The organism is Paraburkholderia sp. MPAMCS5, from assembly GCF_036016995.1.
Lineage (GTDB): Bacteria > Pseudomonadota > Gammaproteobacteria > Burkholderiales > Burkholderiaceae > Paraburkholderia.
The window spans coordinates 107,444-126,445 of sequence record NZ_JAYXBK010000006.1; the positions used below are offsets into that span (position 1 = coordinate 107,444).

Below are 19,002 nucleotides of genomic sequence, written 5' to 3' on the forward strand. Positions count from 1 at the left end.
TGCTCGGTGTAGCACCGTTCATTCCTCGTTCCGCCTCCACGCCTTTCCGCAATCAGGCCATTCAGGTATGCAAGAAACCACCCTCGGCGTTGCCCTCATCACCAAAAACGCGGCGGCGCGGCTGGCCGAATGCCTGCAATCCGTGGCGTTCGCCGACCAGATCGTGGTGATCGACGGCGGCAGCACCGACGGCACCGCCGACATCGCGCGCGCACACGGCGCCCGCGTGATTGAGCAAACCGACTGGCCGGGCTTCGGTCCGCAAAAAAACCGCGCGGTGGACGCACTCGCCACCACGTGGATTCTCTCGCTCGACGCCGACGAAATCGTCTCGCCCGAACTCGCCGCCGCGATTCGTGCGGCGCTCGCCGCGCCTGCCGCCGACGTCTACGCGGTAGACCGTCTGTCGAGTTTTTGCGGCCACTGGATTCATCACAGCGGCTGGTATCCGGACTGGATTCCGCGCCTTTTCAAACGCGGCGCCGCGCGTTTCTCCGACGACCTCGTGCATGAACGTCTCGTGTTCGACACGCCGGCGCAACGCCTCACCGGCAAGCTGATGCACTACTCGTACGAAAATTTCGAGGGCGTGTTGCGCAAGCTCGACGCGTATTCGAGCGCCGGCGCGCAGCAGCGCCATGCGGCAGGTCAACGCGGCAGTTTCGGCAAGGCGCTGGGCCGCGGCGCCTGGGCGTTCGTGCGAACCTATGTACTGCGGCGAGGTTTTCTCGACGGCCGCGCCGGCTTCATGATCGCGCTCTTCAACGCGGAAACGGTGTACTACCGCTTTCTGAAACTCGCGCGGCTTGGCGAGGAATCACGCTCGCAGCCGCGCCCGCACTTGCACCCGCCTCAATAGACGATCTCGATCGCGCTGCCCGCAAACTGGCCGCGCAGGTCGGCGAGCAGTTCGTCGGTCGGTTTCACGCGCCATGCGTCGCCAAGACGCATTTCGCCTTCGGCGTTCTCGCTGCGGTACACCACCTGAACGGCGAGCCCGTTAGGAATCTGCACGGCCTGACGCTGACGGCCACTATCGCCGCCGAAGCCACCGTAGCCGCCATTGCGCCCGCCGCCATTGCCCGCGCGCGATGACGCCACCGGCGCCGGCGTGGCTTGCGGCTCGTCCTTGCCCGCGCTATGCGCTTCGAGCACGCGCCGCAACGCCAGCGCATCCGCGTTGCCGTTCATTTGCACCTTGACGGCCTCCGCATAGCGGCAGCGCGCGCGGCCAAGATCCATGACCGTCTCGACCGTGAAGCGGATACCGCCCGTGAACGCGTCGTTACGCGCCTGGCCTTGCACGACGAGCAGTTCGTCTTCCTTGAACAATTGCTTGTTCGCTTCGAAGGTTTCGTTAAAGACCGTCACCTCGCATTGACCCGTGCCGTCGTCAAGAAGCGCGATCAGCATCTTGCCGCGCTGGGTCATCTGCGTGCGCAGCGATGCGATGATGCCCGCGACCAGTTTGTCGCGCCCTTCCTTCAGTTCGCCGATTTTCTGGCGCACGAAGCGGCGCACTTCGTCCTTGTATGCGTCGAACAGATGGCCCGACAGATAGAAGCCGAGCGCGGCCTTCTCTTCCTGCAGCTTTTTCTTTTCCGGCCACTCCGGCTCGTCGAGCAGTTCGTGACCTTGCGACGGCGCGTCGCCCATATCGAAGAGGCCGGCTTGCAGCGCATTCGCGCTCGCCTGCTCGGCGGCTTCCATGGCGAGCGAAACGGACGCGATCAGTTGAGCCCGGTTCTGATGCAAGGTGTCGAACGCGCCCGAGCGGATCAGCGCTTCAACCGTGCGGCGATTGACGATGCGGCGGTCGATCCGGTTGCAGAAGTCGAAGATGTCGATGAACGGACCTTCTTCGCGCGCGCGCAGGATTTCTTCGATCGCATTCTGACCGCTGCCCTTAATCGCGCCAAGGCCGTAGCGGATGGTTTTCGAACGCTTGCCGTCCGCTTCCGCGACCGGCTCGAAGCGATACGCCGACAGATTGATGTCCGGCGGCAGCACGGCCATCTTGTTGACAAGGCAGTCTTCGAAAAGAATCTTGACCTTGTCCGTGTCGTCCATGGCGAGCGACATATTCGCCGCCATGAATTCCGCCGGATGATGCGCCTTCAGCCACGCGGTGTAATAGGCGAGCAGCGCATACGCGGCCGCGTGGGATTTGTTGAAGCCGTAGCCCGCGAACTTCTCCATCAAGTCGAAGATTTCGTCCGACTTCTCGCGCGCGAGGCCGTTTTTGGCCGCGCCTTCCGCAAAAATCTCGCGGTGCTGGGCCATTTCCTCGGCCTTCTTCTTACCCATCGCGCGGCGCAGCAAGTCCGCGCCGCCGAGCGAGTAGCCGCCGATGATCTGCGCCATCTGCATCACCTGCTCCTGGTAGACCATGATGCCGTAGGTCTCTTTCAGAACAGGTTCGACGCGCGGGTCCGGATACTCCACCACTTCGCGGCCGTGCTTACGCGCGCAGAAGCTCGGGATCAGGTCCATCGGGCCCGGACGGTACAACGCGACGAGCGCGATGATGTCCTCGAAGCGGTCGGGCTGCGCGTCTTTCAGCATGCCCTGCATGCCGCGGCTTTCCAGCTGGAACACGGCGACCGTATTCGCTTTCTTGAGAATCGAGAACGACGCCGGATCGTCGAGCGGCACTTGCCCGAGCGACCAGTCTTTCTTCGACGGATCGAGACGGCGGATATAGCGCTCGGCCCAGTCGAGAATGGTCAGCGTGGTGAGGCCCAGAAAGTCGAACTTCACGAGGCCGACGGCTTCGACGTCGTCCTTGTCGTACTGGCTCACGACGCCGCTTTCGTCGCCCTGCGTGTAGAGCGGGCAGAAATCGGTCAGCTTGCCGGGCGCGATAAGCACGCCGCCCGCGTGCATGCCGACGTTGCGCGTCAGGCCTTCCACGCGCTGCGCGAGTTCGAGCAGCTGATGGACTTCGTCTTCGTTGTCGAAGCGCTCCTGCAGGAGCGGCTCTTCCTTCATTGCGTCGGCAATCGTGACGTGCTTGCCCGGCTTGAACGGAATCAGCTTGGCGATGCCGTCGGTGAACATATAGCCGAGGTCGAGCACGCGGCCGATGTCGCGCACCGCCGCCTTCGCCGCCATCGTGCCGAAGGTCGCGATCTGCGACACGGCGTCCGCGCCGTACTTCTCCTTCACGTACTGGATCACGCGGTCGCGGCCGTGCTGACAGAAGTCGATGTCGAAGTCAGGCATCGACACGCGTTCCGGATTCAGAAAACGTTCGAACAGCAGGTTGTAGCGCAGCGGATCGAGGTCGGTAACGCCAAGCGCGTACGCGACGAGCGAACCCGCGCCGGAACCCCGGCCGGGACCGACCGGCACGCCGTTGTTCTTCGCCCAGTTGATGAAGTCCGCAACGATCAGGAAGTAGCCAGGAAAGCCCATTTTGATGATCGTGCCGCACTCGAATTCGAGGCGCTGGTAATACGTGTCGCGCTGCGCGGCGCGCTCGGCTTCATCCGGATACAACTGCTCGAGCCGCTTTTCCAGTCCCTCTTTCGACAGCTGCACGAGGTAGTCGTCGAGCGACATGCCGTCGGGCGTGGGAAAGAGCGGCAGCTTCGGCTTGCCGAGTTCGAGCGTGAGATTGCAACGCCTGGCGATTTCCACCGTGTTCGCAAGCGCCGACGGAATGTCCGCGAACAGCGCGGTCATGTCTGCTTGCGTGCGGAAATATTGCTCGGCCGTGAAGCGCTTCTGGCGCCGCGGATTGGCGAGTATGTCGCCTTCGGAAATGCACACGCGCGCTTCGTGCGCGGTAAAGTCGTCCGGCGTCATGAACTGCATGGCGTGCGTGGCGACCACCGGCAATTTCAACGAAGCCGCCAGCGCGACCGCCTGCTGCACGTATTGCTCGCCGCCCGGCTGAGCGCAACGCTGCAATTCGATATAGAAGCCGCCCGGAAAAACCTTCGCCCAATGCAGCGCGTTGCGCCTCGCCGCTTCCTCATTGCCCGCGGCAAGCGCGAGGCCGACGTCGCCCTGTTGCGCGCCCGACAACGCGAGCAAACCTTCGCCCAGACCGGATTCGAGCCAGCCGGCTTCCACTTCCGCGCGACCGCGATACTGATTCGTGAGCGAGGCCTTGCTAAGCAGTTCGCACAGGTTCAGATAGCCGCGCCGGTCCTTGACCAGCAGCAGCAAACGCGAAGGCTTGTCGCGGTCGTCCGGATTCGTGATCCAGACGTCGCAGCCGGCAATGGGTTTGACCCCTTTGCCGCGCGCTTCTTTATAAAAACGGACGAGGCCGAACGCGTTGCCGAGGTCGGTGAGAGCGAGCGCGCCCTGACCGTCTTTGGCCGCCGCCTTGACGACGTCGTCAAGGCGCACGATGCCGTCGGCAATCGAGAATTCGGAGTGGACGCGAAGATGTACGAAGCGGGGATCTGACATGGCCGACATTGTAACTCCACCCATCCGGAGTTTTCAGCGCCAAACCGCGTGTTAGCCGTCCGGCTTAAGACGCGCCCGCGCAAGTCCCGCGCATTGGCGCTTCCACGTTTTTTTGAGGATTTCCCTGGCCGCGTACGGACAAAATCCGCGCGAGTTCGCGCGCCATTTGCGCTATCGCAACCAATTGGCCATTCGGCCGAGTCGGGGAAAGTGCCGGGTTGAGGGATAATATGGGTTTCGCCCTATTCGACGTGGCCGCGGCACGGGGCATCAGAGGGTTTTCCATTCGCGCCCGCCAGGGCCGGAATTTACCCGCCCCAATTTATTTCCGACGCCGTCGCCACTATTACCGCTGGACACACATGAGTATCGTCAATCTCGCCGCGTATCATTTCGCGACCATCGAAGACACCGCCGCCTGGCGCCCGCACGTCACGGAGCGCTGCAACGCGCTCGGCTTGCGCGGCACCGTTCTGCTCGCGCCCGAAGGCATCAACCTGTTCGTCGCGGGCACGCGCGACAACACAGACGCGTTTATCGACTACATCCGTCACGACCCGCTTTTCGAGGGCAAGTTCGCGAATCTGCAATTCAAGGAAAGCGTGTCGGAAAAGCAGCCGTTTACGCGCATGCTCGTCAAGCTCAAGCGCGAAATCATCACCATGAAGAAGCCGGCCATTCGGCCGGAACTGGGCCGCGCGCCATTCGTCGACGCGCCCACGCTGAAAGCGTGGCTCGACCGCGGTCATGACGACGCGGGACGCCCGGTCGTCATGCTCGACACGCGCAATGCGTTCGAAGTGGACGTCGGCACGTTCGACAACGCGCTCGACTATCGCATCGCGAAATTCAGCGAGTTTCCGGAAGTGATCGAACAGAATCGCGCGGATCTCGAAGGCAAAACGGTCGTGTCGTTTTGCACCGGCGGCATTCGCTGCGAGAAGGCCGCGATCCATATGAAAGAAGTGGGCATCGAGAACGTGTATCAGCTCGAGGGCGGCATCCTCAAATATTTCGAGGAAGTGGGCGGCGCGCATTACCACGGTGATTGCTTCGTGTTCGACTATCGCACCGCGCTGAATCCGCAGCTCGAGCCGACCGCGACCGCGCAATGCTTCGGCTGCCGGGCGGTGGTCACGCCTGAGGCGCAAAAGTCGCCCATGTATGTCGCGGGCAAGACGTGTCCGGAATGCCATCCGGACAGCAAGGCGGCGCGCGCCGCCTGACAGCGGCAGCGCGGTTGATGCAAACAGGACGTCATGCCGGCCACACGCGTGATTTGGCTGCGGCGCGCGGCGCGCCGGTTTCATCCAGCGCGCTGAATTTGTAGCTGACCGCGCCGTGCGCCCCAGCGCAACAACGGAATCACAACCGCCAACGCATCGATTCATGAACTATCGCGGACGCTTCGCGCCGTCGCCTACCGGGCCGCTGCATTTCGGTTCGCTGGTGAGCGCCCTGGCAAGCTGGCTCGATGCCCGCGCGCATCGGGGCGCATGGCTCGTTCGCGTGGAAGATATCGACGGCCCGCGCACGGTGCGGGGCGCCGCGCACGACATCCTCGCGACGCTCGAACGCTTCGGCATGCGCGCCGACGAGCCGCCCGTCTGGCAAAGCACGCGCCTCGCGCGCTATCAGCAGGCGCTCGAACAATTGAAGGCGGCGGGTCTCGTCTACCCGTGCGGCTGCACGCGCAAGGAAATCGCCGATTCGCTGCTGCACGCGCACGCCCGCAATACCACGCTCGCCTATCCGGGCACTTGCCGCAGCGGACTGCACGGCAAGCCGGCGCGCGCGTGGCGCCTGCGCGTGCCGGACGGCGACGCGGCGGTCGTCACGTTTATGGATCGCTGGCAGGGCAAGCAAATGCAAAACCTCGCCACCGAGGTCGGGGATTTCGTGCTCAGACGGGCGGACGACCAATGGGCGTATCAACTCGCGGTCGTGGTGGACGACGCGGACGCGGGCATCACGCACATCGTGCGAGGCGCGGATCTGATGGATTCAACGGCGAGGCAGATTTATCTGCAGCAGTGTCTCGGCGTGCCGACGCCCGAGTATTTGCACGTGCCGGTGGTGACGAACGAGCACGGCGAGAAGCTCAGCAAACAGAACGGCGCGACCGCGCTCGACTGCGACAAGCCGCTTGACGCGCTGAACGCCGCGGCACGTCATCTGGGACTGGATCTGGAGGGCGGCGCGCGCGCCACACTGGAAGATTTTTATGCCGCGGCCACCGCGGCATGGTCAACGCGCATGAGCGTGAGCGGGTAAATCCGGCCGCTACACGCGAAGCCCAAACCCGCAAATTTACGACGACGACTTCCGCGGCATACCAAAGCCGCCCAGCAACGCCGCGAGCGGCTGCTTCGAAGACGACTTCTGCGGCGCGGAACCCGCCGCCTCGGCCTCTTCCACCTTGCGAATCGAAGCAGGCGACGGCTCATAAGGCTTCAGGAAGAAATCGTCCACAGGCTGCGCACGGTGATGATGCGGCCGGTCGAACGAACCCGACGACGCGCCCACGCGGCGGCGACCGCCCCGCTCCTCGCGGCCCTCACGGCTCTCGCTGCGTTCGCGCCGCGGCGCGCGGTCTTCGTGATGGTGACGCACGGGTGCATCCACGGTCAGACGCTGCACGTCCAGCGGACGCTTGATCAGCTTTTCGATATCGGCCAGTTGCTTGCGCTCGTTCGGGCTGCACAGCGAGAGCGCGTCGCCCGAAGCACCGGCACGGCCGGTACGCCCGATGCGGTGCACGTAGTCTTCCGCGTTGAAGGGCAGATCGAAGTTGATAACGGCCGGCAGTTCGGCGATGTCGAGACCACGGGCGGCCACGTCGGTTGCCACCAGCGCCTCGATCTCGCCGCGCTTGAACGCGTCCAGCGCCTGCATGCGCTCGTTCTGCGAGCGGTCGCCGTGAATCGCCGTCGCGACCACGCCGTCGCGCTCCAGACTGCGCGCGAGACGGCTCGCGCCGATCTTGCTGTTGCAGAACACGATCACCTGCTTCAGGCTGCGCTCACGAATCAGTTGAACGACGGCGCCTGTCTTGTCGCCCTCGGCGACTTCGTAGACGATCTGCGTGACATTGGTCGCCGTCGAGTTGCTGCGCGCGACTTCGATAGTTTGCGGATTGCGCAGATACGTGGCGGCCAGCTTCTTGATTTCGCCCGAGAACGTGGCCGAAAACAGCAGCGTCTGACGCTCTTTCGGCAGCAGGTTCAGAATGCGCTGCAAATCCGGCAGGAAGCCCATGTCGAGCATCCGGTCGGCTTCGTCAAGCACGAGAATCTGCACCTGGCCGAGGTTGGCGGTTTTTTGTTGCACGTGATCGAGCAGGCGGCCCGGCGTGGCGATCAGAATTTCCACGCCGCGGCGCAATTGCTCGGACTGCGGGTTCATGTCCACGCCGCCGAACACCACGGCGCTGCGCAGCGCGGTGTGTTTGGCATACGACTGCACATTCGCGGCGACCTGATCGGCCAGTTCGCGAGTCGGCGTGAGAATCAGCGCGCGGACCGGATGGCGGGCCGGCGAAGCGCTCGTGTTCGCCTGCGGCAACAGGCGCTGGATGATCGGCAGCGAGAAGCTCGCGGTCTTGCCGGTGCCGGTCTGCGCGGCGCCCATGACGTCGCGGCCTGCCAGCACGACAGGAATGGCCTGCGCCTGGATCGGCGTGGGCGTGGTGTAGCCCGATTCCTTGACTGCTTTCAGAATGTCGGGCGCGAGACCGAATTGATCAAAAGTCGCAGTGCTGGGCGTGACGGCTGTGTCGGACATGGTGGCTTTCGCTAAAAATGCGCTTGGCGCGTGCGCGCGGCAGCGGTCGGAACCGCAGAAGGCATCAGGATGAAGGCGGAGCCACGGCGTTCCGCACGGGACCCGTCGGTATTGCGGGAAAGAATGCGGCCGGCTCCGGCCGGCGGAAACACCCACCGGAAAGGGCGGTATTGTAGCACTTCAGCAAAAACACTCATGGCGCATGCGTGGGCTTTCTGCTTGCACGGTGAAAGCTCCGCCGACGCTCGCCGGACGCCGACAGCCGAGGCGCCGTGCGACACCCGGACAAACGCCCAAGCGGACGCCCGCACGAACGCCCTCGCGGCTCGCTGCGAGCGTAGTGAGCGCGTGCGACAGCCGCGTGACAAAGCGCGAGCGCATCCACGCGCCCGTTTGCGCAGACTAATCCGCCCACGCGCGCAAACCTGCGCCCCAAGCGTCACCACGTCTCGCGCATCACCATCAGACGGATTTCGGTCATGTCTTCGATCGCGTAGCGCACGCCCTCGCGGCCAAGCCCCGAGTCCTTCACGCCGCCATACGGCATGTTGTCGACGCGAAACGACGGCACGTCGTTGATCACCACGCCGCCCACTTCGAGTTCGTCCCAGGCGCGGTGCGCATGCGCTAGCGAATCGGTGAACACGCCGGCCTGCAACCCGAAGTCGCTGTCGTTGACGGTCGCGAGCGCGGCGTCGAAATCGTCGAAACGCTCCAGAATCGCAACCGGCCCAAACGCTTCCTTGCGATACAGGTCGCTGTCGCGCTTCACGTTTTCGACGAGCGTGGCCTCGAACATCGCGCCGTCCACCTTGCCGCCCGCGACGATTTTCGCGCCCGCCTGCACCGCGCTGTCCATCCAGCCAGCGAGGCGTCTGGATTCCGACTCGGAAATCATCGGCCCGACGAAGGTCTTTTCGTCTTTCGGATCGCCCATCACAAGCGACTTCGTTTTGGCGATCAGCTTCTCGCGCAGCGCGTCGTAGAGGCTCGTGTGCGCAAGAATCCGCTGCACGCCGATGCAGCTTTGCCCCGACTGATAGAACGCGCCGAACGCGAGCCGCTCGATCACGTAGTCGAGCTTGCCGGCCTGATCGCCGTCGACGATCGCCGCCGCATTGCCGCCGAGTTCGAGAATCACCTTCTTCTTGCCCGCCTTCTTCTTCAGTTCCCAGCCGACCGCGGGCGAGCCCGTGAACGAGAGCAGCTTGAAGCGCTCGTCGGTGGTGAAGAGGTCCGCGCCGTCGCGATGCGCAGGCAAAATGGAGAACGCGCCCTTCGGCAAGTCGGTTTCCGCGAGAATTTCGCCCATGATCAGCGCGCCGACCGGCGTGCGGCTCGCCGGTTTCAACACGAACGGCACGCCCGCCGCAATCGCGGGCGCGACCTTGTGCGCGGTCAGATTCAGCGGAAAGTTGAACGGCGAAATAAACGAGCACGGGCCGATCGGCACGCGCTTCACATACGCGTGATAGCCCTTTGCGCGCGGCGAAATCTGCAGATTGACGATCTCGCCGTCGATCCGCACGGCTTCCTCGGCGGCGACCTTGAACGTGTCGATGAGGCGCGTGACCTCGCCCTTCGAGTCGTTGATCGGCTTGCCCGCCTCGATGCACAGCGCGAGCGCCAGTTCGTCATAACGCTCGCGAAAGCGCTTCACGCAATGTTCGAGCACCGCCTGGCGCTTGAACGGCGGGAACGCGCGCAACGCGGGCATGGCGCCGACCGCGAAGCCGATGGCCTTGTCGATCGCGGCCGCGTCGGCCATGGCGACACGGGTCGCGACTTCGCCGCTGAATTTGTCGGTGACTTCGAGGTCCGTGTTGGCCGCGACCGCTTCGTTCGCGAGGTAGTACGGATAGGTTTTGTTCAACATGACGCGTTCTCCTTCCGATAGATGACAGCGGCAGCGCGCGCGCAACAGCCGCGCCGCTCACAGTTGCGCGGAGAGCCGCTTGATCTCGCGGTTCAGCACGCGCTCGTTATCCGAATAGTCGATGGGCAGGTCGATCACATGCACGCCCGGCGTCGCGAAACATTCGCGCAGGAGCGGCGCGAATTGCGCCGCCGCTTCGATCCGATACCCCTTCGCGCCGTAACTCTGCGCATAGGCGACGAAATCCGGATTGGCGAGCGTCATGCCGTAATCGGGGAAATTCATGTTCTCCTGCTTCCAGCGGATCATGCCAAAGGCGTCGTCGCGCAAGATCAGGATCACCAGATCGAGCTTCAGACGCACCGCCGTTTCCAGTTCCTGCGAATTCATCATGAAGCCGCCGTCGCCGCACACGGCCATGACCTGGCGGTCCGGGTGCACGATTTTTGTCGCGATCGCCGACGGCAAACCCGCGCCCATCGAAGCAAGCGCATTGTCGAGCAGCAGCGAATTCGGCTCGTGCGCGCGGTAGTAGCGCGCGAACCAGATCTTGTACATGCCGTTGTCCAGACACACGATGCCGTCCACCGGCGTGGTCTCGTAGACGTCGTTCACGAGCCGTACCGGATACATCGGAAAGCGGTCGTCATGCTGGCCTTTCACGAGATGCGCCTCGAAGTGCGCCTTGATTTCCTTGAAGCGCGTGAAGTCCCAATGCTCCTGGCGCGCCTTCAGACTCTCCTTCAGCTGCCAGACGGCGTTGGCGATGTCGCCGACCACTTCGATCTGCGGAAAATAGACCGTATCGACTTCCGCGCCGAGGAAGTTCACGTGAATCACCGTTTTCTCGCCAGCTTCGCCGCTGCGCATGAAAAACGGCGGCTTCTCGATCACGTCGTGCCCGACATTGATGATGCAGTCGGCGTGTTCGATGGCGCGGTGCACGAAGTCGCCGTCGGACAAGGTCGCGTTGCCGAGCCACATCGGATGCGATTCGTCGATCACGCCCTTGCCCATTTGCGTCGTGAAAAACGGAATGCCGATCTGGTCGACGAACTCGCGCAGCATCTTCGTCGTGGTCTTGCGATTGCCGCCCGCGCCGATCATGAGGAGCGGATGTTTCGCGTTCGTGATCGCCTCGACCGCGCGCGCCACCGCTTTTTCCTCCGCGACGGGGCGGCGGCTGTAGCTCTTCGGAATCGGCTTGCCGTCGCCTTCCTCATGCGCGACGTCTTCGGGCAGTTCGAGATGCGTGGCGCCGGGGCGCTCTTCTTCGGCTTGCCGCACGGCCTCGCGCACCGCCGCCGGAATATTGGCGATCGACACGATCTGGCGCGTGTATTTGGTGAGCGGCTCCATCATCCGCACGACATCGACGATCTGGAAATGCCCCTGCTTGCTCGACTTGATCGGCTTCTGCCCGGTGACCATCAGCATCGGCATGCCGCCTAGCTGCGCGTAGGCGGCGGCCGTCACGAAGTTGGTGGCGCCAGGGCCGAGCGTCGCGAGACACACGCCGCTGCGGCCCGTGAGACGCCCGTAAGTCGCGGCCATGAAGCCCGCCGCCTGTTCGTGGCGCGTGAGAATCAGGCGGATTTTCGAGCGGCGCAGCGATTCGAGAAGATCGAGATTTTCTTCGCCGGGAATGCCGAACACGTACTCGACACCCTCGGCTTCCAGCGATTTGACGAACAGGTCCGATGCTTTCATGGCGATCTCGCTTGATGGTACGGACGCAGGCGGCAAGCCTGGCCGTGGGTGAGCGGAAACGGACGATCGGAGACTAGGAAGACGGCAATCAGAAAAACAACAGCGGCATGACGGATGTCACGCCGGACAGCTTACTACTCGGGAGCGATCGATGTACGCCGACAGAGCATGCTGCGAAGCGGAAGCGGAAAATGTGCAGGAGATGGGCGGCGGCCCAGCTGGAAGCCGCCGCACGACGCTCAGCGATTGATGGTGACGCAGTCGGACAACAACGGCGGCGCATTGTCGCCGGCCATGGCGTCGTAGAGATCGGCGCGCGGCCCTTTGGTCCACCACGTGTAGCTGCCTGCCTGATATTTCGCGCCCGACGCCGCGATCGTGTTGACGAACAGCAGTTGCTTGCCCTTCACCGGCACGAGCGCAAAGCTCTGGCCGTTGGCGGTGTTCCAGTACGTGACGTGCAGGATCTTGCCGGTCGCGCACGTGTACTTATGCGTTTGACGGTTTCTGGTCTGAACGTCGTCGAGATGCAAGGGAGCGGCAAACGCGCTGCCGCATGCCGCCGCCAGAGTCATTGCAACCAGCCGTTTTTTCATTGGAGCCTCAGTTGTGGCGGATCAGGGGTCGATCACGTCGGCGCACGCGTCGGTCGGCGCGGCCGCCACGTGTCCGACCAGCGGCACGATCTTCAACCCGGCCGACGCGATGCGGCAGGGCGCGGCCGCGAGCCCGCATCCCGTCAGTCCGGCCGACAGCGCGAGCAGCACGCCGAGCGCGCCCAGGCGGGCGGCCGTGCGGCGCCGTGCCGGCCCACGCGACACGCCGTGACGCGACGCTTGCGACGATTCTTGCAACATAAGTACCTCGACTTCGATGAGCCCGTCTTCCATTTCACGCGCCGACTTCATACCGAGCTTATTTCGCCGACACCGGACGCACCGCCGCCGCGGCCTCTTTCGCGCGCGAGAGCGCCTCGCCGATGTTCTCGCCCGTGGCGAGCGCGACGCCCATGCGGCGCTTCGTGAAACTCTCCGGCTTGCCGAACAGGCGCAAGTCCGCATTCGGCACCGCCAGCGCGGCGGCGACGCCTTCGAACGCGATGCCCGCCTCGTCCAGCCCGCCGTAAATCACCGCCGACGCCCCCGCCGCACGCAGCGACGTATCGACCGGCAAACCGAGGATCGCGCGCGCATGCAGCTCGAACTCGGAAAAGCGTTGCGAGCACAGCGTGACGAGACCTGTGTCGTGCGGACGCGGGCTGACTTCCGAGAACCACACCTCGTCGCCGCGCACGAAAAGCTCCACGCCGAACAGGCCCCGGCCGCCGAGCGCGGCCGTGACCTTGTGCGCCACCTCGCGCGACCGTTCGAGCGCGAGCGGGCTCATGGGCTGCGGCTGCCACGATTCGACATAGTCTCCGGCCACCTGCACGTGACCGATCGGATCGCAGAAGTACGTCGCGACCTGGCCGCTCGCCGGATCGACCGCGCGCACCGTCAGTTGCGTGATTTCGTACTCGAAGTCGATAAAGCCTTCCACGATCACGCGGCCATGATTCACGCGGCCGCCGGCCATGGCATAGCGCCAGGCCGGTTCGACGTCGGCGTCGCTTCGCAGCACCGATTGCCCCTTGCCCGAGGACGACATCACCGGCTTCACCACGCACGGATAACCGACCTTGGCGATGCCCGCGCGCAGTTCGTCGAGCGAATCGGCGAAGGCATACGGCGAGGTGGGCAAACCGAGTTCCTCGGCGGCGAGACGGCGGATGCCTTCGCGATTCATGGTGAGCTGCGTGGCGCGCGCGGTCGGAATCACTTCGGCGAGACGGGCGCGTTCTATTTCGGCCAGCGCGTCGGTCGCGATCGCCTCGATCTCCGGCACGATCAGATGCGGACGCTCCTGTTCGACGAGTGCGCGCAACGCGGCGTGATCGGTCATGTCGATCACATGCGAGCGATGCGCGACCTGGTGGCCCGGCGCATTCGGATAACGGTCGACGGCGATCACCTCCACACCCAGCCGTTGCAGCGCGATGATCACTTCCTTGCCGAGTTCGCCGGCGCCGAGCAGCATGACGCGCGTGGCGGATTCAGAAAGGGGCGTGCCGATCCGTTGGCCGATCTGCATGGGGTCTCCAGATAAAAGTCGGATGAGGGTGGGATTGGGTAGAGCACGATGTTAACATGCGGGCCCTTCGCCGCACGCCGCCGCGCTCGCGCGCCGCGCGCTTAGTGCGTTACCCTTACGCCTTCGCCAGTTTGAAGAGGAACGACGCCTATGCACCCCAGCTTCTCCACGCGACGTCTCGCGCGCATCGCTCCCTACGCGCGCACGGCGCTGGCCGCATTGAGCGTCACCGCGCTGCTGTGCGCCTGCGCGATCCCGAAGCATCCTGATGCTGAAGCGGCCGCGCCCGATCCGTTCAACCCGGCCGCCACGCAATTGCTCGACGACACGAGCTGGACCCTCACCGCATGGAAGCAGGCGGACGGCACGGCGCGCACGGTTCCGTTCGCGAATCTCGGCGCGCCGATCACGCTCACGCTTTCCACGGCGACGGGCCAGCGCCACGCGAGCGGCTTTTCCGGCTGCAACCGCTACATGGGCTCGTACGCGCTGAAGGACGGCAAGCTCAGTTTCGACACGCTCGGCGGCACGCGCATGGCGTGCGCGACGGCGGGCGGAGCGATCGAGAGCGCGTATCTGAACGCGCTGACGCATATCGAGCGGACTGGCGTGCAGATGCGCGCGCCGCAGCAGATGCAGCTCGTGCTCGACAACGGCGACACGCTGGTGTTCGAGCGCAGCGCGAAATAGAAGGCGAGCTGAAGGCGAGCTGAAGCGTGGCGGCGCGTGGACGGTCCCGCGCGCGGAACGCCTGGCGAGCCTGGCGAGCTTCGTGACTGGCCGGTGGCCGCAGGCATACTTGCGGCCGCCTTCGAAGCCCAGGCTTCGCCGGTTTAAACTCGACGGATTGCGTTTTTCGCCCATCCGTCATTCGTTGATGTCTAGTATGCACACGGTAGTTTTCGGCTGGTTCGGCGGGTCGGCCGTCTGGTTCACTCCTCTCTTCTGGCGGCTCGTCAAGTCGATGTTGCCGGGCGGCGCCGGTCTGCGCGGTCCCGGCACGATCCGGCTATGGCTCGGCTTTGTCTGCGTGATGCTCGCGAGCTGCACGCTGGAGGCGTCGCTGATCGGCGTGACCGGCGTGAACGCGCTGGGTCATGCGCTGGCCGCGGGCTTCGGGCATCTCCTGGGGCATATCGGCACGCCGCTCGCGGCGCTCGCGCTTTTCGTCATCAGCTTGCCCTGGCTCATCGGCTTTCACTGGCGCGAGTTTCTCGCGTGGGCCGACGGCGCATTCGGCCTCGGCCTTGCCTCGCGCGGCCTCGCCAAACGCGACGACGAGGCGCGCCGCCACCGCTCTATCGACGATGGCGCGCCGTCGCACATCGCTCATTCCGTCAACACGATGGCGCCCAGAACCAAGGGACGCTATTCGCGGCCGACCGTCTGGCGTCCGCCTGTCAAATCACGCGCTGCAGCCGGAGCGGGGGCCGCTGGGGCAAGCGCGGCTGGGTCCGCCGCGACTAGAGACGCGGCCACGCGGGCCGCTGGAGAAAGCTGGCGAGCCGGGCGAGCTGCGTCGCGCAGTCCGCTTTCGCAGGCCGAGCCGGTGTTGCGCACGGGCAGCGCGGTTGCTGGGCGGCCCGCTATCACACCAGCGCGAACACAGATGCGCAGTCCGGCAACCGGCAAAGCAGCCTGGGCGCCCGCGGAGCCGGTCGCGCCGGCAGGATGGCTGCGCGAGACCGCGCCTCGAACGGGCGCTTCCGCTGCGGGCCCGGCTGACAGAAATGGCGCGAGCGAGGTCTCCGGTCGAGGCATCGCGTCGCCCGGCATGAACCGCCCGGCGCCTGAGCCGCGCACGGGCGGGTTGGCGGGGACTGGCGCGGGGACTGGCGCGGGGACTGGCGCGAAAATCGGCGCGGGAGCCGGCGCGGGGATTGGCGCGGGTGTGGGCGCCGCAGCGTCGGCGATCGGCGCGAAGGCGGCACCGGTGATGCTGGCTGCCGGTTCGAGCGTGCGCGCGCCGTTGGCGACGCCTCGCCGATCTCCGGGCGCATCCGGCGATGCGCGCTCGCCGGTGGCACGCCCGTCCGCGCCGTTGAATCGCGCGACGTCGGCGGGTCGGGCGTTTCCGGCTGCATTGCGCGGGAATCCGGCTAACGCGACGCCCGGCGCGCGCCGTCCGGTCTCGCCGGCGCCAAGCTATACCCGACCCATGGCGGCAGCGGAAAAAGTCACGCCGCCCGACAGCGTCCAGGAGACGCTGCGCAGCATCGCCGAAAATGCCGCGCGCTGGACCGACATCGCCGGTGTCAGTCTCGCGCGAAGCACGGGCGATCACGGCGCGAAGTTTGGCGGCGTGAATGTCGAGACGGCTGATACGCTCAGCACCGAGCCGCCGGTCGTTCAGGCAGCTTGGGGCGGAGCGCACGAACCGCTGGCGGGAATTGCGTCGGCAGCGGAAGCGGATGGCTCGTCGGCGCAAGAGCCGGTGGATGGACCTGCTACGGCAGCGGAGCCGGAGCCGGAGCCGGAGCCGGCGTCTGCGTCTGCGTCTGGGCCGTCATGGGTATCGACGTCGGCGTCAGCGTCGAAAGTGGAAATTCCGTCGACGGAACCGGTGGAGCAGATCGCTGCGTCGACAGCACAAGCGCCGGAATCGGAGCCGGCGTGCGGCGCTGGACCTGAGTGGTCATCGGCATCGGCATCGGCATCGGCGTCTGCGTCCGCGCCTGCGTCGGAGGAACCGGCGGCGGGATCGGCTACGCCAACGGCGCCTGTAACGCCCGCAACGACGGCAACACCTGCAGCACCAGCAGCACCAGCAGCACCTGCAGCACCTGCAGCACCTGCAGCACCAGCAGCAACGGCACACATCGCCGCGCAGTCCCTCGCTCGCACACCCTTCTCGATCTTCGCGAGCCGATTCGCTGAAACCGACGCGACGCCGCCTACATCGCCATGGGAAGAAGACTCGTCTTCTTCTGAGGAAAATTCGGACGCCAATGTCAGCGCGGCCACGCACGTCAGCCCGGACCACGGCAATCACGTCGCAGAACCCGTCACGCCGCGCACAGATCGTCCGCCATTCACCGCGCCGTCCGATGCTGGATCGATGCCGCACGTCGCGCCGCCCCAGCAGCCGGATTTCGCCGACACGGCCATGAACACGGCCACGGGCACAACCGCAAGCGAAGCGACGCCTCCGGCTACTGTCGAACCGGACGCCCGCCCTACCCTCGCGGACGCCGGCGAAATGCACGCGGCAGGCATGTCGCCCGCGCCGGAGCAAGGCAGCGCGCCGTTTGCGGCATCCAACGTCGTTCGTTTCCCCGGTCTGGCAGCGCAGACGCAGCAGACGCCGCAGATGCAATCGCACGCGTATGCGCACGAACCGCGCCCCGACGAGCAACACCAAAGCGACGCCCCCGCACCTACCCTCCGGACAGCGCTCGGAAGCCCCGCTGTCCCTTCCGCGCCGCCGCTCTCGTCGGCCGCGCAGTCGGCCGCGCAGTCAGCAGCTCAGTCGGCAGCTCAGCCGGGCGCGCAATCAGCCGCGCAACCACCCGCCGAGCCCGTCCAGCGCGCGCCACTACGCGGCCACAGCCCCGCGAACGGCTTCGAATTCCACGCGCCGGCCGCGTCGATGGTGGAATTGCCCACGCTCGATCTGCTGGCGCGCGCGGATACGGACGTCGAGCCCGTCTCAGAAGAAAAGCTCATCGAAACGGGCCTGCTGATCGAACAGCGTCTGCAGGAATTCAAGGTGCCGGTCACGGTGGTCGGCGCGTCGGCGGGTCCGGTCATCACGCGCTTCGAGGTGGAACCGGCGCTCGGCGTGCGCGGCAGTCAGATCGTCGGCCTGATGAAGGACCTGTCGCGCGGTCTCGGCCTCACGTCCATTCGCGTCGTCGAAACGATTCCCGGCAAGACCTGCATGGGTCTCGAATTGCCGAACGCGAGGCGCCAGACGATCCGCCTGTCCGAGATTCTTGAAGCGAGCGTCTATCAGAACTCGCATTCGCAACTGACGCTCGCGATGGGCAAGGACATCACCGGCCATCCGGTCGTGGCCGATCTCGCGAAGGCGCCGCACATGCTGGTCGCTGGCACGACCGGCTCGGGCAAGTCGGTCGCGATCAACGCAATGATCTGCTCGCTGCTCTATAAGGCGACGCCCGAGGAAGTGCGCCTCATCATGATCGATCCGAAGATGCTGGAACTGTCGGTCTACGAAGGCATTCCGCATCTGCTCGCGCCGGTTGTCACCGACATGAAGCTCGCCGCGAACGCGCTCAACTGGTGCGTGGGCGAAATGGAAAAGCGCTACCGGCTGATGTCCGCGGTCGGCGTGCGCAATCTCGCCGGCTTCAATCAGAAAATTCGCGACACCGAAGCCAAGGGCAAGAAGCTTGGCAATCCGTTTTCGCTGACGCCGGACGCGCCCGAGCCGCTCGCGCCGCTGCCGCTGATCGTGGTCGTGATCGACGAACTCGCCGACCTGATGATGGTCGCCGGCAAGAAGATCGAAGAGCTGATCGCGCGGCTCGCGCAGAAGGCGCGCGCGGCCGGCATCCACCTGATTCTGGCGACACAGCGGCCCTCGGTCGACGTGATCACCGGACTCATCAAGGCGAACATTCCGACGCGCGTCGCGTTCCAGGTGTCGTCGAAAATCGACTCGCGCACGATTCTCGATCAGATGGGCGCCGAGTCGCTGCTCGGCCAGGGCGACATGCTGTTCCTGCCGCCAGGCACCGGCTATCCGCAGCGGGTGCACGGCGCGTTCGTCGCCGACGAGGAAGTGCATGCGATCGTCGAATATCTGAAGCAGTTCGGCGAGCCGCAATACGAGGAAGGCATTCTCGACGGCCCGGCAACGGATGGCGGCGCGGCGCAGGATCTGTTCGGCGAATCGCCGGAGGCGGAAGCCGATCCGCTCTACGACGAAGCCGTCGCGTTCGTGGTGCGCACGCGGCGCGCGTCGATCTCGTCGGTGCAGCGGCAGTTGCGCATCGGCTATAACCGCGCGGCGCGCCTCGTCGAGCAGATGGAAACCGCCGGGCTCGTGTCGGCGATGGGCATCAACGGCAGCCGTGAAGTGCTCGCGCCCGGCCCGGCGGAATAGACGGCGC

The 19,002-nt window shown here is 65.2% G+C and carries 12 protein-coding genes; 5 read left to right on the forward strand and 7 right to left on the reverse strand.

Translation table 11 applies throughout. From position 1 onward, the window contains the following. The first annotated feature begins 67 nt into the window (after positions 1–67). A complete protein-coding gene (locus VOM14_RS15650; RefSeq protein ID WP_327629625.1) occupies positions 68–859 on the forward strand; it encodes a glycosyltransferase family 2 protein in 792 nt (263 codons plus the stop codon). On the opposite strand, the gene dnaE is transcribed toward VOM14_RS15650, so the two are convergent. After that, positions 853–4,434 carry a DNA polymerase III subunit alpha gene (gene dnaE / locus VOM14_RS15655; RefSeq protein ID WP_327629626.1) on the reverse strand — a complete coding sequence of 1,194 codons (3,582 nt, stop codon included), beginning with the start codon at positions 4,432–4,434 and terminating at the stop codon, positions 853–855. The genes VOM14_RS15650 and dnaE overlap by 7 nt on opposite strands. Positions 4,435–4,787: 353 nt before the next feature. Here dnaE and VOM14_RS15660 point away from each other — a divergent pair, with 353 nt between their 5' ends. Further along, on the forward strand, positions 4,788–5,651 hold the full coding sequence (locus VOM14_RS15660) for a sulfurtransferase (RefSeq protein ID WP_327629627.1): 864 nt from the start codon (positions 4,788–4,790) through the stop codon (positions 5,649–5,651). A gap of 163 nt (positions 5,652–5,814) precedes the next feature. Further along, positions 5,815–6,699: a tRNA glutamyl-Q(34) synthetase GluQRS gene (gene gluQRS / locus VOM14_RS15665; RefSeq protein WP_327629628.1), complete on the forward strand. Its 885-nt coding sequence runs from the start codon at positions 5,815–5,817 to the stop codon at positions 6,697–6,699. 36 nt (positions 6,700–6,735) lie between these two features. On the opposite strand, the gene VOM14_RS15670 is transcribed toward gluQRS, so the two are convergent. The 6 genes from VOM14_RS15670 to purT form a co-directional block, all read right to left on the reverse strand. Further along, positions 6,736–8,208, reverse strand: coding sequence for a DEAD/DEAH box helicase (locus tag VOM14_RS15670; protein WP_327629629.1), 1,473 nt, complete (start codon positions 8,206–8,208; stop codon positions 6,736–6,738). A 439-nt stretch (positions 8,209–8,647) separates the two neighbouring features. Beyond that, a complete protein-coding gene (locus VOM14_RS15675; RefSeq protein ID WP_327629630.1) occupies positions 8,648–10,084 on the reverse strand; it encodes an aldehyde dehydrogenase family protein in 1,437 nt (478 codons plus the stop codon). Between the two features lie 57 nt (positions 10,085–10,141). Beyond that, entirely contained in the window at positions 10,142–11,794 is a 1,653-nt protein-coding gene (locus VOM14_RS15680; protein ID WP_327629631.1) for an acetolactate synthase large subunit, read from the reverse strand. A gap of 239 nt (positions 11,795–12,033) precedes the next feature. Then, a complete protein-coding gene (locus tag VOM14_RS15685) occupies positions 12,034–12,390 on the reverse strand; it encodes an MliC family protein (RefSeq protein ID WP_327629632.1) in 357 nt (118 codons plus the stop codon). A 21-nt stretch (positions 12,391–12,411) separates the two neighbouring features. Next, positions 12,412–12,651 carry a DUF6726 family protein gene (locus tag VOM14_RS15690; RefSeq protein WP_327629939.1) on the reverse strand — a complete coding sequence of 80 codons (240 nt, stop codon included), beginning with the start codon at positions 12,649–12,651 and terminating at the stop codon, positions 12,412–12,414. A gap of 58 nt (positions 12,652–12,709) precedes the next feature. Next, the gene (gene purT, locus VOM14_RS15695) at positions 12,710–13,924 is read right to left on the reverse strand and encodes a formate-dependent phosphoribosylglycinamide formyltransferase (RefSeq protein WP_327629633.1); all 1,215 of its coding nucleotides are present in this window, start codon (positions 13,922–13,924) and stop codon (positions 12,710–12,712) included. Between the two features lie 150 nt (positions 13,925–14,074). Here purT and VOM14_RS15700 point away from each other — a divergent pair, with 150 nt between their 5' ends. Further along, positions 14,075–14,614 (forward strand): META domain-containing protein, encoded by a 540-nt coding sequence (locus VOM14_RS15700; protein ID WP_327629634.1) that lies wholly within the window; start codon positions 14,075–14,077, stop codon positions 14,612–14,614. A 196-nt stretch (positions 14,615–14,810) separates the two neighbouring features. Further along, positions 14,811–18,995 carry a DNA translocase FtsK gene (locus tag VOM14_RS15705; RefSeq protein WP_327629635.1) on the forward strand — a complete coding sequence of 1,395 codons (4,185 nt, stop codon included), beginning with the start codon at positions 14,811–14,813 and terminating at the stop codon, positions 18,993–18,995. The last annotated feature ends 7 nt before the right edge of the window (positions 18,996–19,002 follow it).

What these genes read in the sequence shown, in the direction of transcription:
- VOM14_RS15660 (WP_327629627.1), top strand. Translation starts at nt 4,788, where the DNA reads ATGAGTATCGTCAATCTCGCCGCGTATCATTTCGCGACCATCGAAGAC.
- VOM14_RS15670 (WP_327629629.1), bottom strand. Translation starts at nt 8,208, where the DNA reads ATGTCCGACACAGCCGTCACGCCCAGCACTGCGACTTTTGATCAATTC.
- purT (WP_327629633.1), bottom strand. Translation starts at nt 13,924, where the DNA reads ATGCAGATCGGCCAACGGATCGGCACGCCCCTTTCTGAATCCGCCACG.
- VOM14_RS15700 (WP_327629634.1), top strand. Translation starts at nt 14,075, where the DNA reads ATGCACCCCAGCTTCTCCACGCGACGTCTCGCGCGCATCGCTCCCTAC.
- VOM14_RS15650 (WP_327629625.1), top strand. Translation starts at nt 68, where the DNA reads ATGCAAGAAACCACCCTCGGCGTTGCCCTCATCACCAAAAACGCGGCG.
- dnaE (WP_327629626.1), bottom strand. Translation starts at nt 4,434, where the DNA reads ATGTCGGCCATGTCAGATCCCCGCTTCGTACATCTTCGCGTCCACTCC.
- gluQRS (WP_327629628.1), top strand. Translation starts at nt 5,815, where the DNA reads ATGAACTATCGCGGACGCTTCGCGCCGTCGCCTACCGGGCCGCTGCAT.
- VOM14_RS15705 (WP_327629635.1), top strand. Translation starts at nt 14,811, where the DNA reads ATGCACACGGTAGTTTTCGGCTGGTTCGGCGGGTCGGCCGTCTGGTTC.
- VOM14_RS15685 (WP_327629632.1), bottom strand. Translation starts at nt 12,390, where the DNA reads ATGAAAAAACGGCTGGTTGCAATGACTCTGGCGGCGGCATGCGGCAGC.
- VOM14_RS15680 (WP_327629631.1), bottom strand. Translation starts at nt 11,794, where the DNA reads ATGAAAGCATCGGACCTGTTCGTCAAATCGCTGGAAGCCGAGGGTGTC.
- VOM14_RS15690 (WP_327629939.1), bottom strand. Translation starts at nt 12,651, where the DNA reads ATGTTGCAAGAATCGTCGCAAGCGTCGCGTCACGGCGTGTCGCGTGGG.
- VOM14_RS15675 (WP_327629630.1), bottom strand. Translation starts at nt 10,084, where the DNA reads ATGTTGAACAAAACCTATCCGTACTACCTCGCGAACGAAGCGGTCGCG.